We start from the raw sequence: 26,821 nt of genomic DNA on the forward strand, positions 1-26,821 counted from the left end.
TGCGGCATCCGGCTGCCGGACGGCTGGGTGCGCGGCGAGAGAACTGCCGGCAATGCAGTGCTGCGCGCGATGCAATCGTGCGGCGCGCGCCAGAACAAGGAGCGTTGAGCATGGCACGGATGCGTACGGTCGATGCCGCGGTGTTGATTCTGGAAAAGGAAGGTGCGACGCAGGCGTTCGGGTTGCCGGGGGCGGCGATCAATCCGTTCTATAGCGCGATGCGGGCCCATGGTGGGATCAAGCATGTGCTGGCTCGTCATGTCGAGGCTGCTTCGCATATGGCTGAGGGGTATACCCGGGCGGTGGCGGGCAATATCGGTGTGTGTGTCGGCACGTCGGGTCCTGCGGGTACGGACATGATCACTGGGTTGTATTCGGCCAGTGCTGATTCGATTCCGATTTTGTGCATTACGGGGCAGGCGCCGGTGGCCAAGTTGCACAAGGAGGATTTCCAGGCTGTCGATATCGCCTCGATCGCTGGACCGGTGGCGAAGTGGGCGGTGACGGTTCTGGAGCCTGCGCAGGTGCCGGGTAGCTTCCAGAAGGCGTTCCGGTTGATGCGTGAGGGTCGGCCGGGTCCGGTGTTGATTGATTTGCCGATCGATGTGCAGCTGGCCGAGATCGAGTTCGACATCGAGACTTACGAGCCGTTGCAGGTGCATCGTCCGGCGGCGACTCGGGCGCAGGCGGAAAAGGTTCTCGCGATGTTGAACGCGGCCGAGCGGCCGCTGCTGGTGGCGGGTGGTGGCGTCGTGAATGCCGATGCCGCGGGTCTGCTGGTCGAGTTCGCTGAGCTGACCGGTGTTCCGGTGGTGCCGACGTTGATGGGGTGGGGCACGATTCCCGATGATCATCCGTTGCATGCGGGGATGGTCGGTTTGCAGACCTCGCACCGGTATGGGAACGCGACGATGCTGGAGTCCGATTTCGTTGTTGGTATCGGGAATCGGTGGGCTAACCGGCATACCGGTGGGGTGGAGACCTACACCAAGGACCGCACGTTCGTGCATGTCGATATCGAGCCGACGCAGATCGGGCGGGTCTTCGCCCCGGATTTCGGTATTACTTCCGATGCGGGTGCGGCGCTGAGGGTGTTCATCGAGGTCGCTCGGGAGCTCGCGGGGGCGGGGATGTTGCGTGATCGGTCCGATTGGGCGGGGCAGGTGCGGGCGCGAAAGCAGCTCGGGCAGCGTAAGACTCATTTCGATAATGTGCCGATCAAGCCGCAGCGGGTCTATGAGGAGATGAACAGGGCGTTCGGGCCGGATGTCCGTTATGTCAGCACGATCGGTCTCTCGCAGATCCAGGCGTCGCAGCTGTTGCATGTCTACCGGCCGCGGCATTGGATCAATGCTGGGCAGGCGGGGCCGCTGGGCTGGACCTTGCCCGCGGCGCTGGGGGTGGCGACCGCGGTCCCGGACGCGACGGTGGTCGCGTTGTCGGGTGACTACGACTTTCAGTTCCTTATCGAGGAATTGGCGGTCGGGGCGCAGTTCGGCATTCCGTATATTCATGTGCTGGTGAACAACTCGTATCTGGGTCTGATCCGTCAGGCGCAACGTGCGTTCAGCATGGACTATTACGTGCAGCTCGATTTCGACAACATCAACAGTCCTGAGGTCGGCGGGTATGGCGTGGACCACGTGAAGGTGGCGGAAGGGCTAGGCTGCAAGGCGATCCGCGTCTTCGAGCCCGAACACATCGGCCAGGCTCTGGAGGACGCCAAGAAGCTGATGGTCGAGCACCGGGTGCCGGTGGTCGTGGAATGCATCCTCGAACGCGTCACCAACGTGTCCATGGGCTTGGAGATCGACAATATCGTCGAATTCGAGGAATTGGCGCTGTCCGCCGCGGACGCGCCCACTGCCACCGTCGCCATCGAACCGGAGCCGGAACCGGTCGGGGGCGGCAGGTGAGCGGGCCGGACGCGCTGCGCTCGAGCGGTGTGCGCGGCGGGTGGCGCGAAGGACACTGTGTCATCGCCCCCGACAAGTTCAAGGGGTCGCTGACCGCGCCTCAGGTCGCCGCGCACATCGCGACCGGACTCCGCCGGGTGCGCCCGGACCTCCCCGTCGTCACCATGCCGGTGGCCGACGGCGGTGACGGCACGGTCGACGCGGTCGTGGAGTCGGGCTTCGTCCGCTTCCAGACGGGCGTCGCCGGCCCGCTGGGGTCACCGGTGGCCGCCTCGTTCGCGATGCGGGGCGAGGCCGCCGTGATCGAGCTCGCGGAAGCGTCCGGCCTGCGTCGGCTGCCTATTCGGCCGACATTCCAAACCGCCATGACCGCAACGAGTTACGGCACCGGCGAGCTGATCCGCGCGGCCGCCACCCGCGGCGCGCGCAGCGTGGTGCTCGGTCTCGGCGGGAGCGCGTGCACGGACGGGGGAGTGGGCATGATGTCCGCGCTCGGCGTCCGGTTCCTCGACGAGCACGACCGGGAGTTGCCGCGCGGCGGCGCGGCGCTCACCCGGCTGGCCCGCATCGATGCCAGTGACATGCTGCAGGTGCCGGTGATCGTCGCCTCGGACGTGGACAACCCACTGCTCGGACCGCGCGGTGCCGCACAGGTGTACGGGCCGCAGAAGGGTGCGCGGCAGCGCGATATCGACGAATTGGAATGGGGCCTGGCCCGTTTGGCCGCGATCGTCGAGCGCGACCTCGGCGCCGACGTAGCGGATCGGCCCGGCGCTGGTGCGGCGGGCGGGGTCGGCTATGCCGCGCTCGCCTTCCTCGGCGCGACGGTGCGGCCGGGCATCGAGATCATCCTCGATCTGATGTCCTTCGCCGAGCAGGTCGAGGGGGCGCGGCTGGTAATCACCGGCGAGGGCTCGCTCGACCCGCAGACCCTGCACGGCAAGGCGCCGGTCGGGGTCGCCCGGGCCGCGGCGGGCGCCACCGTGCCGGTCGTCGCGGTGGCCGGGCGGCGCTCGCTCACCGGCGAGCAACTGCGCGACGCCCACATCGAGCAGGCGTACGCGCTGACCGATCTCGAACCCGACCCCGAGGTCTGCATGGCGCAGGCCGGACCCCTGTTGGAACGGCTCGCCGGTGAGATCGCCGGCGCCTGGCTGGGAGCGAGTGCTCATGCATGATCTGGTTATCCGGTCCCGGCGGGTCGCCCTGCCGGAGGGAATCCGCGCGGCCTCGATCGCCGTGCGGGACGGCAAGATCGCCGAGCTGGCGGACTACGACGCGGTGCCGGCCGCCGCGGCGACCACCGATCTCGCCGACCTCGTCGTGCTGCCCGGCCTGGTGGATTCGCACGTACACGTCAACGAGCCGGGGCGGACCGAGTGGGAGGGTTTCGCCACGGCCACCAAGGCCGCCGCGGCGGGCGGGGTGACGACGATCGTCGACATGCCGCTCAACTCGCTGCCGCCGACGGTCAGCGTGCCGGACCTGGCGATGAAACAGGCCGTGGCGCAGGGGCAGTGCCATGTGGACGTCGCGTTCTGGGGCGGGGCGATTCCGGGAAACCTGCCGTCGCTGCGGCCGCTGCACGAGGCGGGTGTGGCCGGGTTCAAATGCTTCCTCTCCCCGTCCGGGGTGGACGAGTTCCCGCCGCTCGGGCTCGGCGAGGTGGAGCGGGTGATGCGTGAGCTCGTCGAGTTCGACGGGTTGCTGGTGGTGCACGCCGAAGATCCGGTGCGCCTGCGTGATCCGGTGGACGGGACGTATCGCGCGTTCCTGGATTCGCGGCCGGGAGCGGCGGAAAGTGCTGCGGTGCAAGAGGTTATCTCGCTCGCCGAGCTGACCGGCGTGCGCGCGCACATCCTGCACGTCTCGGCCGCGGCCTGTCTCGAACCGCTCGCGGCGGCGCAGGCGCGAGGTGTCCGGATCACCGCGGAGACCTGCCCGCACTATCTGACGCTGTCGGCCGCCGAGGCGTCGTCCACCGCGTTCAAGTGCTGCCCGCCGATTCGCGACGCAGGCAACCAGGACGCGCTGTGGCAGGGCTTGGCCGACGGGGTGCTGTCCTGTGTGGTCTCCGACCATTCGCCGTGCACGCCGGAGTTGAAAGAGGGCGACTTCGCGACCGCCTGGGGCGGCATCTCGTCCTTGCAGATCGGCCTGCCCGCGGTGTGGACGGCCGCCGCCGAGCGCGGGTTCCGGCTGACCGACGTGGTCCGCTGGATGGCCGCCGCGCCCGCCGAACTGGCCGGGCTGCCGGACAAGGGGCGGATCGCGGTCGGTTGCGATGCCGACCTGGTGGCCTTCGACCCGTGGGCGCCGATCACCGTCGATCCGGGCGCGCTGGCGCACAAGAACCCGATCACGCCCTATGGCGGTCGCGAACTACGCGGCCTCGTCCACGCCACGTGGCTCCGCGGTCGCGTCGTCGGTAACGGCCACCCGCCCGCGGGCCGCCTCATTTCCCTGCACCACAACCGGATAGGAAACAATGTCTGACTTCACCGGCCTGCCCGATCTGGCGCTGCGCACCAATCGCGCGGGGGTGATCGCCGCCAGCGACGAGTCGTTCGAGGAACGCGAAAACCTCATCAACCCGTGGGAACCTCGCTTCGCCGAGCACACGTTCGGGCCCAAGGGCCAGGAGTACGACGGCTGGGAAACGCGACGGCATCGCGGACCCGGCCACGACTGGGCGATGATCCGGCTCGGCATGCCCGGCGTGATTCGCGGCGTCGTCATCGATACCGCGTGGTTCAAGGGCAACTATCCGCCGTTCACCTCGATCGAGGCCTGCCGGGCTCCCGGCTATCCCTCGCCGGCGCAACTGGATTCGGCCGAATGGGCCGAGATCGTGCCGCGCACCGCACTCGGCGGCGACGCGAAGCACGAGCTCGCGGTCTCGGACGACCGCATCTTCACCCACGTCCGCCTGAACATCTATCCCGATGGCGGCGTCGCCCGGCTGCGCGTGCACGGCGAGGTGGTTCCGGACCCGACCCTGCTCACCGGTCTCACCGTGGATCTGGCCGCACTGGAGAACGGCGCCCGAACGATCGCCTGCTCCAACATGTTCTACTCGGCTCCGGACAACATGCTCTCCCCGGGCCTGGCCCGCAACCAGGCCGAGGGCTGGGAGACGGCTCGCCGTCGCGACACCGGAAACGACTGGGCCGTCATCGAACTCGCGGCGCAGGGTACCCCCGCGCTGATCGAACTCGACACGACCAACCTGCTGTTCAACGCGCCCGGCGAAACCCGCATCCGCGCCATCGATCATCAGGGCCCCGAACCACTTCCGCCGGCCGACGACCCCGCATGGTACGAGTTGCTGCCCAGGACAACCCTGCAACCCGACACCCCCCATCGATTCCGGCTCACCCCCACCGACCGCCCCGCCACCCACGTCCGCGTCGACATCTACCCGGACGGCGGCATCGCCCGCCTGCGCGTCCTCGGCTCGCTCACCACAGCCGCCGAGCGAGAGCTGAACTCCCGCTGGCTCGCGAACCAGCGATGAGCTGCCACCCGCCCGGGCAGGCAGATCTGAGGTGATGATCGGCGCACCCGCTCGCGGTAGTGTCCGACTATGTCGATCAACGTCGTGAGGGCAGGCGGCGGTCGCGGCACCGCGCTGTGCCGCCGGGTGCGCCGATGACCGTTTACGACGCTACCGGGCGGACGTATTCGGTGACCCGCCAGGCTGATCCGCGGATTGCGGACGTGATCGCGGGCGCGCTGCGCGGTATGCGGACGGTGGTGAATATCGGGGCGGGTACTGGTTCGTATGAGCCGAGTCGGACGGTGCTCGCTGTGGAGCCCAGCCGGGTGATGATCGCGCAACGGCCGGTGGGCGCGGCGCCGGCGGTGCGTGCGACGGCCGAACGCCTGCCGCTGCGGACCGATTCGGTGGATGCGGCACTTGCCGTGCTCACCGTTCATCACTGGACCGACCTGGAGTGCGGCATCGCCGAGATGACCCGGGTTGCTCGCCGCCGCGTCGCGATCCTCACCTGGGATCATGCGGTGTACCGGCAGTTCTGGTTGGTACGCGACTACCTGCCCGCGGCGGCCGAGACCGACGGGCGGCTCTCCGTCGCGCTGTCCCGGCTCACGGGATTGCTGAAAGATCCGCAGATCCAGCCGATCCCGGTGCCGCACGATTGTGTAGACGGCTTCGGTGGCGCCTACTGGCGCAGGCCCGAAGCCTATCTCGACGAAACGGTCCGGGCGGGCATGTCGATGCTGGCGCTGACGCCGAAACCGCTACTGCTACCGGGATTGTCCCGATTGCGGCAGGACCTGGTGACCGGCGAATGGCACTCCCGATACGCCGATCTCGTCGATCGGCCGCACCTGGATCTGGGCTATCGCCTGGTCACCGCCGACCTGCCGAGCTGACCGAAAGAGATCGTCTCGGGCGGCGACCCGACCTACCGAACGCCGGTCGATTCGGGTAATCGCGAGCGCCCGATCTTGCCACCGATGCGCACGAGCAATTCGGCCGTCAGCGCGGAATCGCCCGCCGTATCGCGATCGGTGTAGTCGGTGAGTGCGTAGACGTCGGCGAAACCATTGTGCCGCCAACGACTTCCGGCAATCTCACTGCGCCCCGCGACGGCGACGACCGGAACCGGCCCGGCGCGCCGAGCGACCACGGCGGGCAGCTTGCCGTGCTCGGTCTGTGCGTCCAGGCTCCCCTCGCCGGTGATGACCAGATCGGCCTCGGCGCAATGCCGATCGAAATCGAGCAGATCGAGGAAGAACTCGGCCCCGGAGTTCATCCGCGCCCCGAGCAGCAGGGCGGCGAAGCCGATCCCACCCGCGCTGCCCGCGCCGGGCGTCGCGGCGAGCCGGTCCGCCTCGGGAAAGCCGCTGCGGGACAGCATGTCCACCAGGTGCCGGAGTCCACGATCGAGCAGGCACACCGTTGCCGGGTCGGCCCCCTTCTGCGGTCCGTACACCGCGGCCGCCCCGTCGAATCCGGTCAGCGGGTTCGTGACATCACCGGCCACCAGCAACTCGACCGGTGGTAAGCGCACGGCCGCGGCCGTATCGATCGCGGCGATGTCGAGTAGCGCTCGCCCACTGGGCGGTAGAACGCGCCCCGCGGCGTCGAGAAAGCGGAACCCGAAGGCGGTGAGCAACCCCATGCCGCCGTCCGTGCTCGCGCTGCCCCCGAGTGCCAGCACCACCTGACCAGGGGCGAACCGCAACGCCTGCCGAATGGCCTGCCCCAGGCCGAGACTCGACGCATCCAGCGGCTGCCCACGGCCACCGGGCAGCGTGCCCAGTCCACAGGTATTCGCCACCTCGACGACAACCGTGTCCCCGCGCACCGCCAGCACGGCGCGCCGCGGTGTCCCGATCGCACCCGCCACCGTGCACGAACGCCCCGAGAACCCCGCCGCGACAGCCGCATCGACGCTCCCGTCCCCACCATCCGCCAGCGGCAGTTGCCGCCCCTCGACCCCGGCGTCGGCCAGCCCGAGGGCCAGCCAGCGCGCGACCTCGGCCGCGGTCAGGCTCCCCTTGAACTTGTCCGGCGCGACCAGAACCCTCATCCTTCGACCACCCTGATCAGCGCCGCCGCCGAGATCACGGTCGTAACCCCGCCGATCCGCGTCGAAATCTGCGCGAACGGCATCAGATTCATCCGGTTCGACGCCGAAAGGATGGCCACGTCCCCGGTTCCACCGAGCCCGCTGTGGCACACCGTCACCAGCGAGGCGTCGATCGGGTACATGCCGATCGCCCGCCCCACCCAGAACCCGGTGGCGGCCATGGCGATCACCACGCCGATACACGCGGCCACATAGCCCACCGAGATCACGCCCATGATGTTCTTCAACGGCAGATACAGCATGCCGAGCCCGATCATCGTCGGATAGATGAAGTGCCGCGCGATGACCGTGTAGATCCCGCGCACGCTGTCCTCCACCTCGGCCGGAAACACGCCGAACAGCTTGCAGAGCACCGACATGATGATCACCAGCACCGGCGCGGGCAGATGCACGACCTGCTCCAGCAGCGTGGCCAGCACGAAGAGACCGCAGATGATCAGCACGCCGAGCGCGTGATTGCGACCCGCACCGGCGGTCTCCGGCGGCGCGACCGGGGGAGTGATCTCCGGCGCCGGCACCTTCACCAGCTGACCCCCGCCGTCGAGCTGCGGCCGCCGATCCCCGAGCCTGCGCAACAGCCCCGCGATGATCACGGCCGCGATGTTGCCGATGATCGCCGCCGGAATCAGTTCCGCCACATAACTTCCCGGCTCCCCGCCCAGTGCCGACGCGTAGGCCGAGGACAGCGGGATCACCCCTTCCCCGATCCCGCCCCCGATGATCGGCACCACGATGTAGAACAGCGCCCGATGAAAGCCGTACCCGAACGCCATCGCCACCCCGATCCCCACCGACACCGCGGCCACCGTCCCGAGGACCAGCGGCGGGAAGATGCGAATCAGCCCGCCCACCATCACCTTCCGGCTCATCCCGAGGATGCTGCCCACCACCAGCGTGCTGATGACAAAGTAGAGGAAGTTCGCCTCCTTCATGAGGGCATTGACCCCGGCCAGCGTATTCGCGTTGAACACACCGAAATACACCAGCACCGACGGCACCATCAGGCAGATCAGCGCCCCGCCGCCGATCTTCGAGATCACCGGCAGCCGATTGCCCAGCGGCCCGAGCAGCATGCCGAGCCCGACGATCACCGCCAGCCCGCCGATCATGTTCTTCGGCACCGCGTCGAACACCCCCGCGGCCAGCACCCCCGCCGTGAGCACGATCGGCACGACCAGCGGTATCCCGTCCAGCGTCGGCAGCGTGAACGACCGCGCGGTTTTCGCTTGCAGACTCATGACCGGCTCACCGATGCCATCGAGGCCGCCGACTCCAGCTCCGCGCGCACCTGCCCGCCGACGGATTCCGTCGTCGCGGTCCCGCCCATATCCGGGGTCAGCGCCGACTTCCCCTGAGCCAGCACCGTTTCGATCGCCGCGAGCACCGCGTCGGCCGCAGCCTGCTCGCCGAGATGCTCCAGCATCATCGCGCCGCTCCAGATCTGCCCGATCGGATTCGCGATGCCGAGTCCGGCGATATCCGGCGCGGACCCGTGCACCGGCTCGAACAAACTCGGGAACAGCCGCTCCGGGTTGATGTTTCCGCTCGGTGCGATACCGATGGTCCCGGTGCACGCGGGACCGAGATCGGAAAGAATATCGCCGAACAGATTGCTCGCGACGACGACATCGAACCAGTCCGGATGCAACACGAAATTGGCCGTCAGAATATCGATGTGATACTTGTCCACCTCGACATCGGGATACTCCGCCGCCATCGCCGCGACCCGTTCGTCCCAATAGGGCATCGTGATCGAAATGCCGTTGCTCTTGGTCGCCGAGGTGAGGTGCCCCTTCGGCCGCCGCCGGGCGAGTTCGAAGGCGTACTTCAGGATTCGGTCGACGCCGGTCCTGGTCATCACCGTCTCCTGGATCACCGTCTCCCGGTCGGTCCCCTCGAAGATCTTGCCGCCGATGCTCGAATACTCGCCCTCGGTGTTCTCCCTGACCACATAGAAGTCCACGTCACCGGGCTCGCGGCCGGCGAGCGGGCTGCTGATGCCGCGCAGCAGCCGGACCGGCCGCAGGCTCACGTACTGATCGAAATGCCGCCGGAACTGCAACAGGCTGCCCCACAGCGAAATGTGGTCCGGCACCACCTCCGGCCACCCCACCGCGCCGAAGAAGATCGCGTCGAAGCCCGCCAGTTCCTCGAACCACCGATCCGGCAGCATTTGCCCGGTCGCGGTGTAATATTCCGCGCTGGCGAAGTCGAACTCGGTGAAATCCAGGGTGAAATCGAACGCGGTCGCCGCGGCCTCCAGCACTCGAACTCCCTGCGGCACGACTTCTTTGCCGATGCCGTCGCCCGGAATGACGGCAATACGGTGCGTTGAACCCATCGTGGCGTGCTCCGATCTCGTGGATATCGGCCCCGGAATACGTTGGTGTGGGGCCGATCACAACGGTAGGCTCGGATATTCCGCGGCAAAAGCACGCAACGCGAAAGAGACTCTTTCCCGAATGGAAAAGACGAGGAGGTCGCCGTGTCCGGTGCGTCCACCGACGACGTCACCTTTTTCGACATCGTCGCCCGTTCCCGCAGCCTGACCGAGGCCGCCAGGGAATTCGGCGTCTCGGTGTCCTCGGTGAGCAAGCGGCTCGCCCAGATGGAGGCCAGGCTCGGCGTGCTGCTCGTGCAGCGCAGCACCAGGCGGCTGACGCTGACCCCGGAGGGGGAGCGCTACGCCGCGGGCGCCTCGGTGATCGCGGCCCAGCTCGAGGAACTGGAAGACTCGATCGCCGAGCAGCGGCACGAACTGCGCGGCCGCGTCCACGTTCGCTCGACCATCGGCCTCGGCCGCGCCCACATCGCCCCGCTCGTCGCGGATTTCGTCGAGCGCAACCCCAGAGTGCAAGTGGACCTGGAACTCTCGGCGCTGCCGCTGAACATCGCGGGCACCGGCTTCGACATCGACATCCGGGTCGGCGCCCTCCGGGATTCCCGACTGACCGCGACCAGGCTGTGGGTCAATCGCCGCGTGCTCTGCGCGTCACCGGAGTATCTGCGGCGCAACGGAACCCCCGCGAACCTCGACGAACTCGAGCAGCACAACTGCATCATCCTGCGGGAGAACGAATCCGACTACGCGCTGTGGCGCTTCGAGACCGGCGACAAGGAACTCTCCGTCCGGGTGGCGGGCAACCTGATCAGCAACGACGGCGACGTCATCACCCAGTGGTGCCTGGCCGGTCGCGGTCTGGTGATGCGCTCGCTCTGGCAGGTCGAGCCCCTGCTGCGCGACGGCTCGCTCATCCAGGTGCTGCCCGACATCCAGACCCCGAGCGCCGACATCGCCGCCGTATACGCCGCCGCGGCCCCGCTGCCGCGCCGGACCCGCGCCGTCATCGATCACCTGAAGGCAGGCCTCGGCCGCCGAATCACCGCGGCGGCTCGATAACGCCTGTCGCAGCGCCGGTTTCAGCCGTAGAGCGCGACGAACTTGTCCAGCGAACGCTCGATGTCGCCCTTCACCGCGCGCGCCACCCCGGCCCCGATCGGCCCGAACAACGACCTGCCGCCGAGTTCGATGTCGACCGTCACCTCCGACCCCGTGCCCTTCGGCGCCACGAGCAACTCCAGCCCGAGCTTGGTGCCGCCCTTGCCCGCACCCGTCAGCAGCAGCCGCCGCGGCGCCTCGGCGGCCTTCACCGTCCACGTCACCCGATTCCGCAGTCCCTTCACCGAGGCCACACCGACCAGCTGCGTCCCGACCGTCAACTGTTCCGGCACCTCGCTGCGCCACGCCTCGTGCATGGTCAGCCACTTGTCCAGGTCGGTCAGATTGGACGTGTGCGACCACGCCTCCTCGGGCGAGATCGGCACATCGACGGAGACCTTCAGCTTTGCCATGGCCGCATAGTATCCGGTACCCGGAGTTCGCCATAGTTGACCTGAAGAGATAGCGCTCCACATCTGCGCGAACGGCTTCATGATCGGCTCGATCATTACGTCCGAGGTGGTCGGGCGACATTCGGGCAACCTTCGCGAGCCGCGTGACTCGGACCACCCCGGCGTTTCCGCCTAAAACAAACTGGTCGTTCCAGCAAACTTCCGGTCGCTACCAACCCCCAATACCCTGTTCTCGCACCCGCTTCGGATAGGCGCGGTTGACGGCATGCGCGTGATGCGCGGTACCGCAGAGTGATCCGATGATGTGTCCTCTATCGCCACGCCGGAAACGCCCCTGGTCATCGCGTGGCAAGCGACCGTGATCACTAGTGGCGCAGCATTATTGCGCATCCCGGCGCACTCGTCATCTGATGTCTGCAAACGCAATCGTGTGACTGGATCTGGAGAGAACTGGTTGCATAGCTGCTAATGTCGCAGCGTCGGGTTCTGGTAACTGTTCGGACACAATCTGTTGTTCGAACGGTCTCCGGTCCTCCGACGTGGACCAGATCCGACCAGGGTGTGCTGGTCGGCGTCGCGAGGAAGGCGAGACGAAGCACAATGACGGACAGACCACGCGCCCTCGTGCATGCGCGCTCGCAAGCGCACCCGATCCTCGGCGGCAATCGACGACGAAAGAACTGATGAATCAAGATATCGCCGTGGTGCTTTCCTGGATCCTCGCCGCTGCTCTCGTCATAGTGGCAGCAGTCGCGCTGTACGCGGTGCAGTACGCGAGACAGCAGCGGGCAAGGGCCGAAGCACTCAGCAGAGAGCAGAGAGCAGCGGAGGAAGCCGTCGAGCACTTCGCGACCACCACGCTGCCGTCGGTCGCGGAGTCGATCAGACGCTTCGACAGCCAGCCGCCGACGGTGGAAGTGCCGCCGGGGCTGGAGAATTCGCGCACCGCGCAGGTGTTGCGGTGGATCGCCGAGCGATACGCCGACGACCTGAGCCTGCTGCGGTCGGAGACCAGGGACCAGACCAACCACGAGGCGCAGCAGGCGATCAAGGTCGCCGAGGACAAGGTGCGCGGCGAGGTGTCGGCCGCGTCCCGGCAGGCGACCAGTGCGGCCGTGCGCTCGTTCGGCACGTCCGTGGTCAGCCTCGGCGCCGACGTCAGCCAGGTGGTCAGCTCCGCGCTGCGTGAGCACCGCAACGACGAGGTGTACGAGACCCTCACCCGCATCGACCACACCGTGCAGCAGATGATCCGCCAGGCGCAGTCCTACGTGATCGTCTGCGGTGGGCTGCCCGGCCGGCGCTGGCCGGCGCAGTCGCTCACCGACGTGGTCGGTGGCGCGGTCGGCCGCGTGCGCGATTACCTGCGGGTGCGCCCGACCCAGCTCGATCGGGTGGTGATCAGCCGGGCGGTGGAACCGCTCGTGCACACCCTGGCCACCCTGCTCGACAACGCGCTGCGCTATTCGCCGCCGACCTCGTACGTGGACGTCTCCTTCCAGGAGGGGCACCACGGCGTCACCGTGATCATCGACGACGCGGGCGTGCGGATGAACGCCGAGCAGATGGAAGAGGCGCGCCAGGTGCTCGCGCACGAGCGCTCGGTCGACATCCACCAGCTCGGCCCGTCGCCCAAGGTCGGCTTCCCCGGCATCGCGGCGCTGGCCCGCCGCTACGGCTTCACCGTCTACATCGACGGCCCGAACGTCTACGGCGGCATGCGCGCGATGGTCTACATCCCCGAGGCGCTGCTGATGACCCCGCAGCCCGGCCAGCACGAGGCCGTGCCCGCCCGCGCGGTCGAGATTCCCGCCGAACCCGCTCCCGCGGCGGTCACGACGACCGCGTCGCATCGGGCACCGGAGAGCGAAGAGCCCAGTGAGAGTGAGCCATTCGCCGTGCACGAGATCACCAACGGCGGCTTACCGAAGCGGCGCCGCCGAACGGTCGCGCTGGCTCCGGTGGGCCCGCGTACCGAACCCGGCCTCGCCCGGCCCGACGTGGCCGCGGCCTGGCACACCGGTTCGCAGAGCGGCCGTGCCGCCGCAGGCGAACAGTCCGACAATTCCGATCACACGGAAGGGATGACATCCTGATGGCCACACCCGTGACCGACAGCAGCAACAAGCTGGGCTGGCTACTCGAAGACCTCAGCGTCCCGGGCGTCAGATTCTCGGTCCTCCTGTCCGAAGACGGTTTACGGATCGCGCATTCCGCGGGTATCGAGCGTGATCAGGCGGAGCGTTTCTCCGCCGCCGCGTCCGGACTGCGCTCGCTCGGTAAGGCGCTCGGCGAGTTCTGCGGGGACGGCGTCAACGGGGTGCGGCAGAACATGACCGAGTACGACCAGGGCATGATCCTGATCACCGCGGCGGGCGACGGCGCGCTGCTCGGGGTCGCGACCACCCCCGAGATCGACGTCGCGCTCATCGCACACCGGATGAACGAGCTCGCCGGCCGGGTCGGACACGAGCTGGGCAGCCAGCCGCGCAGGCGTGTCGATGGTGGCGAATTGCCATGACATCACGGGCCCGGCGTGATCCCGACCTGGTTCGGGCATACGTGCGCACCGGGGGACGCACCCGTCCCACTCGCGAGTTGGACCTGGTCACCCTGGTCCGTGCCGCAAAGGACCCATCGCCGGGTGCCACGCCCGACGCACGCCGGGTCATCAATCTCTGTAGCCGCCGAGGCACGTTATCGATCGCCGAGATCGCCGCGTACCTCGATCTCCCGCCGTCCGTTGTCAAGATCGTCGCGGCCGATCTGATGGACAACGGCCACCTGGTCACACCTACCCCGGCGGAAAACCTGCCGGAGATCGCTCTGCTCGAGGAGGTACTTAATGGGCTCCGTGCTCTCGCCGTCTGATCGCCCAGTCGACTATGTGCCGGAGACCGTTACCCGTTCCGTAAAACTGTTGGTGGCAGGCAATTTCGGGGTCGGCAAGACCACCTTCGTGAGCAGCGTCTCGGAGATCAAACCGCTGCGCACCGAGGAGACGATCACCGAGGCCAGCGTCGGCGTCGACGACATGGCCGGCCTGCCCGGTAAATCGCAAACGACCGTGGCGATGGACTTCGGCCGCATCACGCTCAATCCGCGGCTGGCGCTGTACCTGTTCGGTACCCCGGGCCAGCAGCGGTTCGTCCCGTTATGGGAGGAGCTGGCGCGTGGTGCGCTCGGCGCGCTGGTGCTGGTCGACACCCGGCGCATCGAGAAGTCCGACGAGGTGCTCTCGGTGCTGGAAGAGCGCGGGGTGCCGTATTCGGTGGCGGTCAATCAGTTCGAAGGCTTCAAGAACTTTCCGTTGAGCGAGGTCCGCGACGCACTGGACCTGGCCCCCGAAACACCGCTCACCTCCCTGGACGCGCGCGACCGGGGCACCTGCCTGCGGTCCCTGATCACGCTCGTCGAATTCCTGTTCCATCGTCAGGAGTCACGACTTTGACCACGCCCCCGCGTTCCTGCCCGGTCCAGCACGGATCACCGATCGACACCGATGGCCCCCGGGTGTCGCTGTACTCGGAGGAATTCGCCGCCGACCCGCACGTGGCCTACCGCGAAATGCGCCGCCAATACGGCTCATTGGTGCCGGTGAGCCTGGCCCCGGACGTGCCGGCCACGCTGGTGATCGGCTACCACACCGCGCTGCGCATCCTCAACGATCCCGAGCATTTCCCGGCCGATCCGCGCACCTGGCAGAAGGGCGTTCCCGGTGAGTGCCCGATCCTGCCGATGCTGGAGTGGCGGCCCAACGCGCTGCGCAGCGCGGGGCTGGACCACAGCAAGTACCGGCAGGCCAACGTGGCCGCCATCGCCGAGGTCGACCTGCACAGCCTGCACGCCACCGTCGAGCGGATCGCCATCCCGCTGATCAACGCGTTCTGCCAGGACGGCGCCGCGGATCTGATCAGCCAGTACGCCTTCCCGCTCACCTTCGCGGTGCTCAACGCGATGCTCGGCTGCTCGCCGGAGATCGGCCAGCAGGTCGCCACCGGCATGGCCGCGATCTTCGAGGGCGTCAACGCGGACAAGGGCAACGCCATGCTCACCGACGCGCTGTTCGAGCTGGTGAACACCAAGCGCAAGGAGCCGGGCGACGACATCACCTCGCGGCTGCTCGCGCATCCGGCCAAGCTCGACGACGTGGAGATGATCCACCAGCTGGTCACCCTGTACGGCGCGGGCATCGAGCCGCAGCAGAACCTGATCATCAACACGCTGCTGCTCATGCTCACCGACGACCGGTTCGCCGGAAACGTTCTGGGTGGCAGTCTTTCGACCCGCGACGCGCTCGACGAGGTGCTGTTCACCGACCCGCCGATGGCGAACTACTGCGTGTCCTACCCGCGTCAGCCCATCCTCATCGACGGTGTCTGGCTGCCCGCCCATCAGCCGGTCGTGATCAGCATGTCCGGTTGCAACAACGATCCGACCATCAGTGTCGGTGAGTACGTGGATAATCGATCGCATCTGGCTTGGAGCGTCGGACCGCACGCCTGCCCCGCCCGGTCGATGGCCTACCTCATCGTGCAGGACGCCATCGATCAGCTCCTCGATGCGTTGCCCGAGTTGGGACTTGCCGTCGCCCCGGGTGAATTGTCTTGGCGGCCAGGTCCTTTCCACCGAGCGCTGGTCTCCCTCCCGGTAGTCTTCCCTAAGTCACCACCGTTGAACGTGTTTTAAGGAGACCCCGATGGACACCGAGCCTCTAGTCCTAGACCCGGCGGGCACCGACATCCAGGGCGAGGCGGCTCGCTTGCGCGAGCGCGGCCCGGCGACCCTGGTCGAGTTGCCCGGCGGCGTGCGTGCCTGGTCGATCACCGACGCCGACCTGCTCAAGCGACTGCTCGTCGATCCCAAAGTGTCCAAGGATGCCAGACAGCATTGGCCCGCCTTCGCCAACGGCGAAGTGCCGCAGGATTGGCCGTTGTTCCTGTGGGTCGCGGTGAACAACATGTTCACCGCGTACGGCGCCGATCACCGTCGACTACGCAAGCTCGTCGCTCCCGCGTTCACCCACCGGCGCACCGAGGCGATGCGCCCGCAGATCACCCGGATCGTCGAGCGGCTGATCGCCGAGCTCGCGGCCGTGCCCGCCGGCGAAGTGGTCGATCTGCGTGAGGGTTTCGCGTACCCGGTGCCGATCGAGGTCATCTCCGAGCTGATGGGCGTGCCGGAATCGCTGAACCCCGGCCTGCGCAAGTGCGTCGACGGCATCTTCGACACCGCGCTCAGCCCGGAGGAGTCGCAGGCCAATTACATGGAGATGTACCGCATCCTCGGCGAGCTGGTGGCCTTCCGGCGGGAAAACCCGGGCGACGACATGACCAGCCTGCTGATCTCGCATCGCAGCGAGGACGACGGCTCCAAGCTGACCGAGCAGGAACTCATCGACACCCTGCTGCTGGTCATCAGCGCCGGCCACGAGACCACGGTCAACCTGCTCGACCAGGCGATCTACGCGCTGATCACCCGGCCGGAGCAGCGGGCAACGGTGCTCGACGGCAAGGTCGGCTGGGCGGATCTGATCGAGGAGGCGCTGCGGTTCGAGGCGCCGGTCGCGCACCTGCCGCTGCGCTTCGCGGTGGACGACATCGACCTGGAGGGCGTGCGGATCGCCAAGGGTGATCCGATCCTGCCCGCCTACGCGGCGGCCAACCGGGATCCGAAGGTGCACGGCGACACCGCCGATGAGTTCGACGTCACCCGGGTTACCAAGGACCACTTGGCCTTCGGGCACGGCGTGCACCATTGCCTCGGCGCGCCGCTGGCCCGGCTGGAAGCGGCGGTCGCGCTCCCCGCCATCTTCGAGCGGTTCCCGAACATGCGCCTGGCCGCGGATCCGTCCGAGTTGGGCACCGTGGTCAGCTTCATCTCCAACGGGCACGGCAAGTTGCCGGTGATCCTGCAGCCCGCCGACTAGGAAAGCGCTGAATAGTCAACCAGCACAACCGGATTCGAACTAGGGGTGCCGCGGGCCGCGACACCCCTTTCGCATGTCTATGCCTTGCGCGCCAGGCCGGTCACGATCAGCCGCTCCCAGATGGTCAATTCGCGCTCGTCCGCGTCGACCGGCGTCACATCCGGCCGCCAGCTCGCGCAGGGCACTAAGCCGGGCTCGATGAGCTCCAGCTCGCCGAACAGCGCCGCGATCTCCGCGTCGGTGCGCCAGCGTCCGCTCCCGAACGTCGCCTGGAGCTTCTCCTCGGCGGCCGCCGACTCCCGATTGCCGCCCGAGCGGAAGTGCGAGATGTACACCATGCTGCCGGGCGCCAGCTGACCGATCCAGTAGCGCACCACCGCGGCCGGGGCCTCGTCGTCGTTGAGGTGGTGCAGGATCGCGCTGAAGATGACCGCGACCGGCTGGTCGAAATCGATCAGGTCGACCACCTCGGGATGCTCCCGGATCGCGCGCGGGTTCCGCAGATCGGCCTGGAACACGGTGGTCCCGGCATCGGTGGCCAGCAGCGCGCGGCCGTGCGCGAGGACGATGGGATCGTTGTCGACGTAGACCACCTTGGCGTCGGGCGCGTGGCGGCGGGCGACCTGGTGCACGTTGTCGGCGGTCGGTAGCCCGCTGCCGAGATCGATGAACTGCCGCATCCCGGCGCGGGCGAGGTCGCGGACCGCGCGGATCAGCGCCTGCCGATTGCTGGTGGCGATCGCCACCGAGCCGGGCAGATTGTTCTTGAAATGGTCGCCGATCGTCCGGTCGACGGCGAAGTTGTCCTTCCCGCCGAGCAGGTAGTCGTACACCCGCGCGATGCTCGGCTTGGATTGGTCGATCGCGTGCGGCAGGTCGGTCATGCGGTACCCCCGATGGTGGATTGTGTGTGCCTCATCGTAGAGGGCTCACGGCAGGCTTGGACCTCGAGTCTTATTTGAACACAACATGTTTCATCATCCGTAGGCCTCCGTCCGTCAGCAGCGCCGCCGGGCCGTGGTGGATCGTTCGGACCGTGTGTTTGCCTGCCGGGTGCGCCGGGTAGGCGACGAGGGTGCCGATCGAAGGAGGTTTCGTATGACATCAACCGGACCGGTGGGGCGCCTGCGCAGCGTGGTGCTGGATTGCCCGGAGCCGCGCAAGCTCGCCGAGTTCTACATCAACCTGCTCGGCCTCGAACTGGCCGAGGACGAGGACGACACCTGGGTGGTCACCGTGGACGGCGAGGGCAGGCGGATCGTGTTCCAGTCCGCGCCCGAGTACCAGCCGCCGCGGTTTCCCGATCCCGAAGCGTCCCAGCAGATCCACTTCGACGTGCTGGTCGACGACATCGAACAGGCCGAGCCGAAGGCGCTCGCGCTCGGCGCGAAACTGGTGCAGCCCAACGACAATGACCAATTCCGCGTCTACGCCGACCCGGTGGGCCACATCTTCTGCCTCATCTGGTTGTAGTCGCGCGACAACCGGCCAGGGTGGCCGCCGTCAGTTCGGCCACCACATCGCCGACGTCGTTGCGGGGCCGGAAGGCGTTGTGCTGGCGCATCGCTCCGTTGCCGCGCGCCAGCACGGCGGCGAGGGAATCGGTGACCAGCTGCCGGTCGCCGAGCTCGTCCAGCGCCGGACCGACATAGCCGACGAGTTCGCTCAGCAGATCGCGCACCGACAGGATGCGCCCGTGCACCGGGTCGACCGCGTTCCCGTCGAGTCCGGTGCGGGCCGCCTTCCAGTAGGCCGCGCGCAACACCTCGTCGCTGACCGGCGGCGCGGAGATGTTGCGCGCCAACGCGTCCTGCGCGGTCATCACCGTCGCCCGGACCAGGGTGGCGAGCAACACCGTCTCCTCGACGGTGGCGGGCACATCGCTGACCCGGATCTCCACCGTCGGAAAGGCGGCCGACGGGCGGACATCCCAATACACCATCTTCTTGTCCAGGATGCTGCCGCTCGCCAGCATCATCGCGACCAGCGCGTCGTATTCGGCCGCCGAGCCGAAATGCGGTGGGGGACCGGCGCTCGGCCAGCGCCGCCACAGAATGCTGCGCCAGCTGGCGTACCCGGTGTCCATGCCGCGGTAGATCGCCGAGTTCGCGGTGAGCGCCAGGAACAGCGGCAGCCAGGGGCGCAGGAAATTGCTGACCTGTAGGGCGGTTTCGCGATCGGGCACGGCCACGTGCACGTGGCATCCGCACAACCCCTGCTCCTGCGCGAGCGTCCCGAACGCGTCGGCGATCCGCTGATAGCGAGGCGTGTCGGTGACCGGGTACTCGTTCGGCACGGTCGGTGGAATGGCCGCCGCGAGCAGCGTGGCGCCGTTCCGCTCGGCGCAGTCGGCGATGCCGGAGCGCAGATCGCGCAACTCCGTGGCCAACTTCGTGGAATCGGCATGCACGCCGGTGCTGGTCTCCACCTGGCATCCGGTGAGTTCGAGTTGCAACTCGACGCCGAGGGCGGCCGCCGTCTCGGCGACCTCGATGTTCTTCGCGACCGGCAGACCGGTGCCGGGGTCGATGAGCAGAAACTCCTCCTCGACGCCGACGGTAGCGGCTTCTGCGTCCATGCAGGCGGGCCTACCCATCCGGCACGGTTGTACGCAACGGGGGCGATCCTCGCGATACCGAAGAACGCACCGCGAGACCGGGCGGTCCCGCGGTGCGTCGCGCTAGTTCGTGCTCGGACAGCTGGGTCAGATCCCGATTAGGTCTAGCACTGAACGAACCCAGTGGCTAACCATGCCGATGATCATCGGAAGCTCCTTTCACCACTTCGGGGAACTGCGTCGTAAACACCAGATTGCCGCAGCTCGCGGCAGCTCAAACGGTGATCGCCCGGACGTCCACCGGACATCTCGATCACCGCACTGTCCGCTTGCGCGAACGCACCGGGGTTTCTCAGGCGCACGCCGTCGCTTTTCTCAGGGAGCCGATCAACACTGTGTTGGCGTGAGTCATCTGGAGTTGCCGTTTCTCGTGCTGTTCGGCACGATCCTCGCCCAGCCGATCGGGCGGCGGCTCGGTGTGGCGCCCGCCGTGCTGATGACGGTGTTCGGGTGTGTGCTCGCGTTGATCCCGGCGGTGCCGCAGGTGCGGGTCGCGCCGGATCTGATTCTGCCGCTGCTGCTTCCGCCGCTGCTGTACGCGGCCGCCCGGCGCACGTCCTGGCGGACCTTCGCGCAGAACTGGAGTGCGATCGCGCTCCAGGCGGTCGGGTTGGTGTTCGCCACGGCGGCGGTGGTCGCGGTGGTGGTGCGGCTATGGGCGCCGGAGGTGCCCTTGGCCGCCGCGTTCGTGCTCGGTGCGCTGGTGGCCCCGCCCGACCCGGTGGCGGTCGGCGCGCTGGCCGGCCGGCTCGGGTTACCGCGCAGGCTGGTCGCGGTGCTGGAGGGGGAGGGGTTGTTCAACGATGTCACCGCGATCGTGCTGTACGGGATCGCGGTGCAGGCGGTGTTCACCGGCCAGTTCTCCGCCTGGTCGGCGGCCCTGGACTTCGTGGTCTCCGCCGTGGTCGGCGTCGCGGTCGGGCTGGTGTTCGGCTGGGGCGGCAGCCGGCTGATGCGCCGGTTGGACGAGGCCGCGTGGCAGGTGGCGCTGGGTTTGGCGCTGCCGTTCGCCGCCTATCGGCTGGCCGAGGCCTGGGGCGGGTCCGCGGTGCTCGCGGTGCTGGTGTGCGCGCTGTACCTGACCGACGCGGCGTCCGATTTCGGTGACAGCAACTACCGGCTGATCGGTGACTCGTTCTGGTCGATCGTCGAAATGCTGGTCACCGGAATCGCTTTCGGCCTGATCGGGCTGGAGCTGGCCACCGTGCTGCGCGACGTGGGGCCGGATTGGCCACGCTTCCTCGGCGTTTCCGGCGCGGTGATCGCGGCGGTGGTCGTGGTCCGGCTGGCCTGGCTGATGGCGACCTGGGCGCTGTTCGGCCGCTGGTGGCGGCGCCGGGAGGCGGACGAGCCGTACACCTGGCGCGAAACCATGGTGACCTGGTGGGCCGGGCAGCGCGGCGTGGCCACAGTCGCGCTGGCACTGGCCGTTCCGCTGACCACCGAGCCGGGCGCCGACTTCCCGTGGCGCAGCGGAATCCTGTTCACCGCCTTCGCTTTGGTGTTGTTCACCCTGCTGATTCAGGGACCGACACTGTCGCTCGTGGTGCGCGCGACGGGCGTGCGCGTCGACACCGAGGCGGAGCGGAACCTGGAGCGGCGGTTGTGGACGCGCGTCCTGCGGGCCGAGCTCGCCCGGCTGCGCGAGGTCGCGCGCACCGAGGACCTGCCCGACGAGGTCTATGACCGGCTGCACGTCGGCATCGAAAGACGGCTCGCCAGGGCCGATCCCGAGGCCGCCGACGACGCCAAGGCGGCCGCCGACCGCACCTTCGGCCTCAATCGCAAGCTGGCCCGGATCAATCAGGAGGTGCTGACCGCCGGGCGCGCCGAGGCGATGGCCGCGCGACGCGAGCCGGGCGTGCCGCCGGATCTGGTCGACCGGGTGATCCGCCGCCTCGACCTGCGCTCGCCGTAGGGGCTGCCACCGACTTCTCCGCATACGCAGAGCAAACGACCAGGCGAACCTCCCGAATCCGCGACCGGTCTGCTGCTACCGTCCCAGACCGTGACTACGGACAGCGTGGATGCAGCTCGTTCGGACCGCCGCCTCGGCCTGCGCATGTGGCTTATTCCGGTGGCCGTCCTCGCGGTGTTCATGGCCCTGCTCGGCACGATGTACCTGGACTATGTGGTCGATCCGGAAGAGAACATGCACGATTTCCCGATCGCGCTGGTCAATCAGGACGTCGGCGACACCATCGGCGCGCCGGGCCAGGAGCGGCAGGTCAAGTTCGGCGACGAGGTCACCGAGGGGCTGAAGCAGGCCGTGCCCGCGGACAAGATCGACCTTCAGGTGCTCGCGGTCAACGAGGCGTCGCAGCGGATGCAGGACAACAAGGTCTACGGCACCATCCTGATTCCGAGCGACTTCAGCAAACGTCTGGGCATCCTCGGCGTCGGCAGCGTCATCCCCGGCGACATCCAACGCCCGATCATCACCTTGCAGACCAATCCGCGCAGCGGCGCATTCGTCACCGAGATCGTCACCCAGATCGGTAGCCAGGCCCTCGATCAGGTGAACAAGCAGGTCGGCGCGCAACTGAGCGAGCAGGTCAAGGCCCAGCTGGCCCCGCCGCCGGGCGGCCCGCCCGCGCCCGAGCTGAGCGGCGCCGCCCGGGTCGCGCTCGCCGAACCGTTGCAGATCGTGGTCGAACCGTTCCATCCGCTGCCGAGCGGCACCGGCCAGGGGCTCACCGCGTTCTTCTACGCGCTGCTGCTCCTGCTGGCCGGCCTGGTCGGCTCGATGACCATCCACACCATGATCGACGCGCAACTCGGCTTCGTGCCCACCGAGTACGGGCCGTGGTTCGTGCACTTCCCGCCGACGCCGATCTCCCGCTTCCACACCCTGCTGATCAAGTGGGGCGTGCTGGTGGTGACCGCGAATGTGGTTGCGGGCGTGTTCCTTATCGTCGGCAACGCACTCGGCATGCCCATCGATCATCCGCTCGGCCTGTTCCTCTACAGCGCGCTCGCCATCATCGCGGTGGGCATCACCGGCCTGTCGATCCTCGCGGCGGTCGGCTCGGCCGGCCTGCTGCTCAACCTGATCCTGTTCATCATCCTCGGCCTGCCCTCCTCCGGCGGTACCGTGCCGATCGAGGCGACGCCGAAGTATTTCGGCTGGCTGGCGTCGTTCGAGCCGATGCACCAGGTGTTCCTCGGCGTCCGCGCGATCCTGTACTTCGACGCCAGCGGTCCGGCGGGGCTCAGCCGGGGCGTCTGGATGGCCGCGCTCGGCCTGGCCGTCGGGCTCGTCCTCGGCGTCGCGATCACCCGCTTCTATGACTACAAGGGCCTGCGCCGCACCGGAACCGGTCGTCCCGTAGCGGCCCCTCCGGCATAGGGACAGGCGCGGCGCCGACCCGAGCCGCCACACTGGCCGGTTCCCGTCACAGCGGGCCGGGCTTCTGCGTACCCTGGGTCGGCGAGTCGCCGGCGACCATGGTGGCCGCCGAATCCCTTCGACCAGAGAGCGTTTCGTGACAACTGCCCAGTTCCTTTTTCCGGTCCGCGATGCCGAGCGCACGGTGCTCGATCGAGTCGCCGAGTTGGCGGAGGGGTTCCGGGCCGTCGCGGCCGAATACGACGAGCGAGCCGAGATCGCGGTGGCGCACCTGACCGCGCTACACGACGCCGACCTGGACCGGGCCGTGTTACCCGAACGGGTGGGCGGGCTCGGCCTGAGCTACGCGGCCTTCGGGCACGTGGTGCGCACGCTGGCCAAGGCGGATCCGTCGACCGCGACGATCTGGACGATGCACGCCGGGGCGGGCGTCGCCCTCGCGGAGTTCACCGGCGAGACGCTCGGTTCGTTCTTCGCCGACGAATTCCTCGCGGGCAGGCGCTTCGCCAACGCGCTGTCCGAACCGGCCAGCGGCAACCGCTTTCTCAACCCGCAGCAGGACGCCGTGCCGGTGGCGGGCGGCTGGTCGCTGACCGGCGCCAAGCGCTTCGTCTCCGGCTGCGAGATCGCCGAATACCTCCTGGTGAACGCGCGCGTCGACGGCGTTCCCGCCTTCTTCGGCGTGGTGCCCGATGCGACCGTCTCGACCATCCCGATCTGGGACACCCTCGGCCTGCGCGCCACCCGCAGCCAGTTGCTGTCCTTCGATCACACCCTGCTGCGCGCCGAATATCGCGGCCGCGCACCGGGATTCGGTGACTTCGCGGTCATCCCCGCCGGGCTCCCGGCGATCTCGCTCGGCATTGCCGACGCGGCCCTGGACGCCCTGGTCGAGCACGCGCGGTCCCGGGTGATCCTCGGCAAGCCGCTGTCGCATCAGCAGTGGGTGCAGTACGAGGTCGCCGACGTGCAGACCAGGCTGGCGGCCGCGCACGCGCTGTACGAGCGTGCGCTCTTCGAGGCGGACAACGGGATACCGAGCTTCTTCCCGAACCTGTCCCGCGCGAAGTACCTCGCGAACAAGATCGCCGTCGAGGTGGCGCAATTGGGCGTGCGGGTGGGCGGCGCCTCGGGCTATCTCAAACAGTCACCCATCCAACGGCATCTGCGCGATGCCGAGGCGGGCCAGCTGATGGCGTACTCGACCGAGGTGATCGCCGGCGAGATCGGCAGACTCGTGCTCGGCGTGCCGGAAGGCGAGTAATCTCGATTCCCAGCGCCTGCGGCGGACCGCGCCGCGGCCGGCCGAGAGCTGGGAGTCGTCCGATGACCGCCGAACCGGTGAAGATCACCCTGTTCGACCTGGACCACGCCGACGTTCAAGACATCACCCGCCAATTATCTACGCAGTCACCGGGTTTGACGCCGGAACAGATTCCGGGCAGCCGCTACGGCGAGCCGACCATGCTCGTGCTCGCCGTAGCCTGCGCCACCCCGGCCATCCACGCGCTGGCCGCGTGGGCCATGAAGAACCGCCGCAAACAGCGAATCGAACTGCGCGCCAAGGTGTTGTACGCCGATGGCAGCGAGGTGGATCGCTCGGCGATCCTCTCGTTCAGCGAGAGCGACGCCCCGGACGCGCAGGTGATCAAACAGCTCATCGACGGGCTCGGCCTGCAGGGCCTGCCCGAGGGCGATGATGGCGGAAACCCGTAGCTGGACAGACCTTTCCAGCAACCTCACGCACTTGGGTGCGGTCCGGCTCGCCGACCATTTCGACGAGTTGCTGCACCCGGGCAAGGGTTCGCCGGAGCTGACCCTCGGCTGCCTGCACGAGTTCACCCACCACTGGTGCTTCCACTCGGCGGTCGGCTTCGCGATCACCGGGCTGCAATACCGGATGACCCGCGCGGCGCTCAGCGGAGAGGCGAGGGCGGTGGATCGGATTCAGCGCGACGCGGTCGCCTATCAGACCGTGACCGCGGTACTGCGGCCGCTGATCGAGGGATTGGCGCTGTTCGCCGAGTTCGATGCCAACACCGTCGGCAGCCCGGTCGCCACGTCGCCGATGCTCGCCGCCATCAACCTGTTCTCCGGCAAGGCCCCGCATATCCTCGGCCCGGCGGCGGACGGCGAGCTGGCGCCGCTGGCCGGCGATCGCGCGGCCACCCTGGCCATGTCCCTGCCGATCAGCGTGCACCTCAGGACGATTCGGGTCAGCGCCGCGGGCATCCGCCGCAAGGTGAACGTGCTCGCGACCGGGCTCGCCGACGATCCGGACGGATACCTGCTCGGTTATCTCGGCGTCAAGAGCATGTGGCGCGACCTGCGCCGCGGCTGTCACCGGCTGTACAACGAAACCGATCTGGCGCTGGCCGTGCTGCGCGGGTTCTTCTTCGAGGACCGGCGGCTGGTCGAGATCCTGCTCGGCACCGGCGAGCAGGACATGGGCAAGCTGGCCAACCGGATCGTCGGCCACGTCGCCGGCCGGGTGCGCGAACTCGCGCACATCACCGAGGCCGACGTGGCGCGTATCGAGGCCATGATTCTGGATCGTGAGCCGACGGGTTCGGCGAACTGGGCCGCCCCGCTGCATGTTTCGCCGGCACGGTGGCGTGCCGGACAGCGCGCCCACGCGGCACTGCTCGCGGAACTGAACGCCGAGTCCACGCAGGTGGCCGAGTCGGCTGACGCGGAGCTCGCCGAAGGGTTGCGCCAGGCGTTCGGCGTGGTGCTCGACCGACGGCACATCGTGCGGCTCGGCACGGCGGCGGTCGAGGTGACGGTGGGATGGCGCGGCAAATACGTTGTGCGGCTGGGCGGACGGGTGCTGCTGCGCGGCCGCGCGCCCGCCGCGCCGCGCCAATCCGGTTCCGGCACGGTGGAATTGGTGTTCAGCGCGCTGTCGTCCGGGCTGTACCGGGCGATCGTCGTGTACGGCCCGGAGTCGGCCGTCGATATCGTCGCACCGGGCATCGAACCCGGCGATGCCGAAGAAATGGCGTTGCTGCACACGCACGCCCACCCCGGCGAGATGTACATCGAGCTGTTCGAGCGGATGCGACTCGTGGTCGACAGCGTCCTCGACGGAACCCCGCACGCAGATCTGCTCGCCACCGTTCAAGCGCAACTACCCGAAGTAGCCCGGCGTCTCTACCTCGACAGTGCCCTGAACACCGTGCCCGACGACCGCCTCGGCGACGTGTGGCGCACGCTCGACGCCGGGGGCGTCTACGCCCTGCTCGACTACGACCGCGACCTCCTCGAAGCCTTGATCGTCCTCGGCGCGGTCGCCCCGCTCCTGCCGTTTCGCGCGCAACTACTGAACGAACTGGCCCTGCACGATTTCCCCGACCCCGAGACCATCCTGCGCAGGCTGGTCGAGATCGAGCAGCGCACCGGCTTCGGCCTGGTCAACGCCGACGACACCCACGTGCTCGTGCACGTCTGAGCACCGCCCTGCCACCGTCTTTCGATCACCCGATCGAACCTGAGAATGCAACGGCCGCAGTCCGGCCGGCGTTCACCGGGCGCTGA

Annotated in this window: 24 protein-coding genes; 18 read left to right on the forward strand and 6 right to left on the reverse strand. The window is 68.1% G+C overall.

Annotated features, from left to right (window positions below):
* Positions 1-110 precede the first annotated feature (110 nt).
* From gcl to ACFQ9K_RS23190, 5 genes are all read left to right on the forward strand, one after another.
* The gene (gene gcl / locus ACFQ9K_RS23170; RefSeq protein ID WP_378983575.1) at positions 111-1,916 is read left to right on the forward strand and encodes a glyoxylate carboligase; all 1,806 of its coding nucleotides are present in this window, start codon (positions 111-113) and stop codon (positions 1,914-1,916) included.
* Positions 1,913-3,094 carry a glycerate kinase gene (locus tag ACFQ9K_RS23175; protein WP_378722023.1) on the forward strand — a complete coding sequence of 394 codons (1,182 nt, stop codon included), beginning with the start codon at positions 1,913-1,915 and terminating at the stop codon, positions 3,092-3,094. The genes gcl and ACFQ9K_RS23175 overlap by 4 nt, the downstream gene beginning before the upstream one ends.
* Positions 3,087-4,412, forward strand: coding sequence for an allantoinase AllB (gene allB / locus ACFQ9K_RS23180; protein ID WP_378722024.1), 1,326 nt, complete (start codon positions 3,087-3,089; stop codon positions 4,410-4,412). The genes ACFQ9K_RS23175 and allB overlap by 8 nt, the downstream gene beginning before the upstream one ends.
* Positions 4,405-5,433 carry an allantoicase gene (alc, locus tag ACFQ9K_RS23185; RefSeq protein WP_378722025.1) on the forward strand — a complete coding sequence of 343 codons (1,029 nt, stop codon included), beginning with the start codon at positions 4,405-4,407 and terminating at the stop codon, positions 5,431-5,433. The genes allB and alc overlap by 8 nt, the downstream gene beginning before the upstream one ends.
* Before the next feature lie 134 nt (positions 5,434-5,567).
* Entirely contained in the window at positions 5,568-6,314 is a 747-nt protein-coding gene (locus ACFQ9K_RS23190) for a class I SAM-dependent methyltransferase (protein ID WP_378722026.1), read from the forward strand.
* Between the two features lie 32 nt (positions 6,315-6,346).
* Here the strand turns inward: ACFQ9K_RS23190 and ACFQ9K_RS23195 are convergent, their stop codons facing one another.
* From ACFQ9K_RS23195 to ACFQ9K_RS23205, 3 genes are read right to left on the reverse strand one after another with little or no spacing between them, the layout of a single operon-like run.
* Positions 6,347-7,477: a glycerate kinase gene (locus ACFQ9K_RS23195; protein WP_378722027.1), complete on the reverse strand. Its 1,131-nt coding sequence runs from the start codon at positions 7,475-7,477 to the stop codon at positions 6,347-6,349.
* A complete protein-coding gene (locus ACFQ9K_RS23200) occupies positions 7,474-8,775 on the reverse strand; it encodes a 2-hydroxycarboxylate transporter family protein (protein ID WP_378722028.1) in 1,302 nt (433 codons plus the stop codon). Before ACFQ9K_RS23200 ends, ACFQ9K_RS23195 begins: the two co-directional genes overlap by 4 nt.
* Entirely contained in the window at positions 8,772-9,878 is a 1,107-nt protein-coding gene (locus ACFQ9K_RS23205) for a tartrate dehydrogenase (protein WP_378722029.1), read from the reverse strand. The genes ACFQ9K_RS23200 and ACFQ9K_RS23205 overlap by 4 nt, the downstream gene beginning before the upstream one ends.
* Before the next feature lie 144 nt (positions 9,879-10,022).
* Between ACFQ9K_RS23205 and ACFQ9K_RS23210 the strand changes: the two genes are divergently transcribed.
* Positions 10,023-10,937, forward strand: coding sequence for a LysR family transcriptional regulator (locus ACFQ9K_RS23210; protein ID WP_378722030.1), 915 nt, complete (start codon positions 10,023-10,025; stop codon positions 10,935-10,937).
* Between the two features lie 20 nt (positions 10,938-10,957).
* On the opposite strand, the gene ACFQ9K_RS23215 is transcribed toward ACFQ9K_RS23210, so the two are convergent.
* Positions 10,958-11,389: an SRPBCC family protein gene (locus ACFQ9K_RS23215; RefSeq protein WP_378722031.1), complete on the reverse strand. Its 432-nt coding sequence runs from the start codon at positions 11,387-11,389 to the stop codon at positions 10,958-10,960.
* A gap of 683 nt (positions 11,390-12,072) precedes the next feature.
* On the opposite strand from ACFQ9K_RS23215, the gene ACFQ9K_RS23220 reads away from it, so the two are divergent.
* The 6 genes from ACFQ9K_RS23220 to ACFQ9K_RS23245 are packed head-to-tail and all read left to right on the forward strand — an operon-like array spanning position 12,073 to position 17,318.
* Entirely contained in the window at positions 12,073-13,485 is a 1,413-nt protein-coding gene (locus ACFQ9K_RS23220; RefSeq protein WP_378722032.1) for an ATP-binding protein, read from the forward strand.
* Positions 13,485-13,910: a roadblock/LC7 domain-containing protein gene (locus ACFQ9K_RS23225; RefSeq protein ID WP_378722033.1), complete on the forward strand. Its 426-nt coding sequence runs from the start codon at positions 13,485-13,487 to the stop codon at positions 13,908-13,910. The genes ACFQ9K_RS23220 and ACFQ9K_RS23225 overlap by 1 nt, the downstream gene beginning before the upstream one ends.
* Positions 13,907-14,260 (forward strand): DUF742 domain-containing protein, encoded by a 354-nt coding sequence (locus ACFQ9K_RS23230; RefSeq protein WP_150407764.1) that lies wholly within the window; start codon positions 13,907-13,909, stop codon positions 14,258-14,260. The genes ACFQ9K_RS23225 and ACFQ9K_RS23230 overlap by 4 nt, the downstream gene beginning before the upstream one ends.
* Positions 14,235-14,840 (forward strand): ATP/GTP-binding protein, encoded by a 606-nt coding sequence (locus ACFQ9K_RS23235; RefSeq protein ID WP_378722034.1) that lies wholly within the window; start codon positions 14,235-14,237, stop codon positions 14,838-14,840. Before ACFQ9K_RS23230 ends, ACFQ9K_RS23235 begins: the two co-directional genes overlap by 26 nt.
* Positions 14,837-16,078 carry a cytochrome P450 gene (locus ACFQ9K_RS23240; protein ID WP_378722035.1) on the forward strand — a complete coding sequence of 414 codons (1,242 nt, stop codon included), beginning with the start codon at positions 14,837-14,839 and terminating at the stop codon, positions 16,076-16,078. Before ACFQ9K_RS23235 ends, ACFQ9K_RS23240 begins: the two co-directional genes overlap by 4 nt.
* A 10-nt stretch (positions 16,079-16,088) precedes the next feature.
* The gene (locus tag ACFQ9K_RS23245; protein WP_378722036.1) at positions 16,089-17,318 is read left to right on the forward strand and encodes a cytochrome P450; all 1,230 of its coding nucleotides are present in this window, start codon (positions 16,089-16,091) and stop codon (positions 17,316-17,318) included.
* 77 nt (positions 17,319-17,395) lie between these two features.
* Here ACFQ9K_RS23245 and ACFQ9K_RS23250 read toward each other — a convergent pair whose 3' ends face one another.
* Positions 17,396-18,202 (reverse strand): SAM-dependent methyltransferase, encoded by an 807-nt coding sequence (locus tag ACFQ9K_RS23250; RefSeq protein ID WP_378722037.1) that lies wholly within the window; start codon positions 18,200-18,202, stop codon positions 17,396-17,398.
* A 214-nt stretch (positions 18,203-18,416) separates the two neighbouring features.
* On the opposite strand from ACFQ9K_RS23250, the gene ACFQ9K_RS23255 reads away from it, so the two are divergent.
* A complete protein-coding gene (locus ACFQ9K_RS23255; RefSeq protein WP_378722038.1) occupies positions 18,417-18,791 on the forward strand; it encodes a VOC family protein in 375 nt (124 codons plus the stop codon).
* Here ACFQ9K_RS23255 and ACFQ9K_RS23260 read toward each other — a convergent pair.
* The gene (locus ACFQ9K_RS23260; protein ID WP_378722039.1) at positions 18,778-19,896 is read right to left on the reverse strand and encodes a glutamate--cysteine ligase; all 1,119 of its coding nucleotides are present in this window, start codon (positions 19,894-19,896) and stop codon (positions 18,778-18,780) included. The two genes, ACFQ9K_RS23255 and ACFQ9K_RS23260, sit on opposite strands and share 14 nt — an antisense overlap.
* Before the next feature lie 382 nt (positions 19,897-20,278).
* On the opposite strand from ACFQ9K_RS23260, the gene ACFQ9K_RS23265 reads away from it, so the two are divergent.
* The 5 genes from ACFQ9K_RS23265 to ACFQ9K_RS23285 all read left to right on the forward strand — a co-directional run bounded on the left by ACFQ9K_RS23265 (position 20,279) and on the right by ACFQ9K_RS23285 (position 26,735).
* On the forward strand, positions 20,279-21,853 hold the full coding sequence (locus ACFQ9K_RS23265) for a Na+/H+ antiporter (protein WP_378722040.1): 1,575 nt from the start codon (positions 20,279-20,281) through the stop codon (positions 21,851-21,853).
* 90 nt (positions 21,854-21,943) lie between these two features.
* A complete protein-coding gene (locus tag ACFQ9K_RS23270; protein WP_378722041.1) occupies positions 21,944-23,284 on the forward strand; it encodes an ABC transporter permease in 1,341 nt (446 codons plus the stop codon).
* 136 nt (positions 23,285-23,420) lie between these two features.
* Positions 23,421-24,548 (forward strand): acyl-CoA dehydrogenase family protein, encoded by a 1,128-nt coding sequence (locus ACFQ9K_RS23275; RefSeq protein WP_378722042.1) that lies wholly within the window; start codon positions 23,421-23,423, stop codon positions 24,546-24,548.
* Positions 24,549-24,610: 62 nt separating this feature from the next.
* Entirely contained in the window at positions 24,611-25,000 is a 390-nt protein-coding gene (locus ACFQ9K_RS23280; protein ID WP_378722043.1) for a hypothetical protein, read from the forward strand.
* Between the two features lie 31 nt (positions 25,001-25,031).
* Positions 25,032-26,735: a hypothetical protein gene (locus ACFQ9K_RS23285; RefSeq protein ID WP_378722044.1), complete on the forward strand. Its 1,704-nt coding sequence runs from the start codon at positions 25,032-25,034 to the stop codon at positions 26,733-26,735.
* The last annotated feature ends 86 nt before the right edge of the window (positions 26,736-26,821 follow it).

Origin of the sequence: Nocardia sp. NPDC056564, from assembly GCF_042793755.1 — a bacterium.
Classification (GTDB): domain Bacteria; phylum Actinomycetota; class Actinomycetes; order Mycobacteriales; family Mycobacteriaceae; genus Nocardia.

Excerpts from the sequence above, each read along its gene's own strand:
- gcl (WP_378983575.1), top strand. The coding sequence starts at position 111 with ATGGCACGGATGCGTACGGTCGATGCCGCGGTGTTGATTCTGGAAAAG.
- allB (WP_378722024.1), top strand. The coding sequence starts at position 3,087 with ATGCATGATCTGGTTATCCGGTCCCGGCGGGTCGCCCTGCCGGAGGGA.
- alc (WP_378722025.1), top strand. The coding sequence starts at position 4,405 with ATGTCTGACTTCACCGGCCTGCCCGATCTGGCGCTGCGCACCAATCGC.
- ACFQ9K_RS23190 (WP_378722026.1), top strand. The coding sequence starts at position 5,568 with ATGACCGTTTACGACGCTACCGGGCGGACGTATTCGGTGACCCGCCAG.
- ACFQ9K_RS23195 (WP_378722027.1), bottom strand. The coding sequence starts at position 7,477 with ATGAGGGTTCTGGTCGCGCCGGACAAGTTCAAGGGGAGCCTGACCGCG.
- ACFQ9K_RS23200 (WP_378722028.1), bottom strand. The coding sequence starts at position 8,775 with ATGAGTCTGCAAGCGAAAACCGCGCGGTCGTTCACGCTGCCGACGCTG.
- ACFQ9K_RS23205 (WP_378722029.1), bottom strand. The coding sequence starts at position 9,878 with ATGGGTTCAACGCACCGTATTGCCGTCATTCCGGGCGACGGCATCGGC.
- ACFQ9K_RS23215 (WP_378722031.1), bottom strand. The coding sequence starts at position 11,389 with ATGGCAAAGCTGAAGGTCTCCGTCGATGTGCCGATCTCGCCCGAGGAG.
- ACFQ9K_RS23220 (WP_378722032.1), top strand. The coding sequence starts at position 12,073 with ATGAATCAAGATATCGCCGTGGTGCTTTCCTGGATCCTCGCCGCTGCT.
- ACFQ9K_RS23225 (WP_378722033.1), top strand. The coding sequence starts at position 13,485 with ATGGCCACACCCGTGACCGACAGCAGCAACAAGCTGGGCTGGCTACTC.
- ACFQ9K_RS23230 (WP_150407764.1), top strand. The coding sequence starts at position 13,907 with ATGACATCACGGGCCCGGCGTGATCCCGACCTGGTTCGGGCATACGTG.
- ACFQ9K_RS23235 (WP_378722034.1), top strand. The coding sequence starts at position 14,235 with ATGGGCTCCGTGCTCTCGCCGTCTGATCGCCCAGTCGACTATGTGCCG.
- ACFQ9K_RS23245 (WP_378722036.1), top strand. The coding sequence starts at position 16,089 with ATGGACACCGAGCCTCTAGTCCTAGACCCGGCGGGCACCGACATCCAG.
- ACFQ9K_RS23250 (WP_378722037.1), bottom strand. The coding sequence starts at position 18,202 with ATGACCGACCTGCCGCACGCGATCGACCAATCCAAGCCGAGCATCGCG.
- ACFQ9K_RS23255 (WP_378722038.1), top strand. The coding sequence starts at position 18,417 with ATGACATCAACCGGACCGGTGGGGCGCCTGCGCAGCGTGGTGCTGGAT.
- ACFQ9K_RS23260 (WP_378722039.1), bottom strand. The coding sequence starts at position 19,896 with ATGGACGCAGAAGCCGCTACCGTCGGCGTCGAGGAGGAGTTTCTGCTC.
- ACFQ9K_RS23280 (WP_378722043.1), top strand. The coding sequence starts at position 24,611 with ATGACCGCCGAACCGGTGAAGATCACCCTGTTCGACCTGGACCACGCC.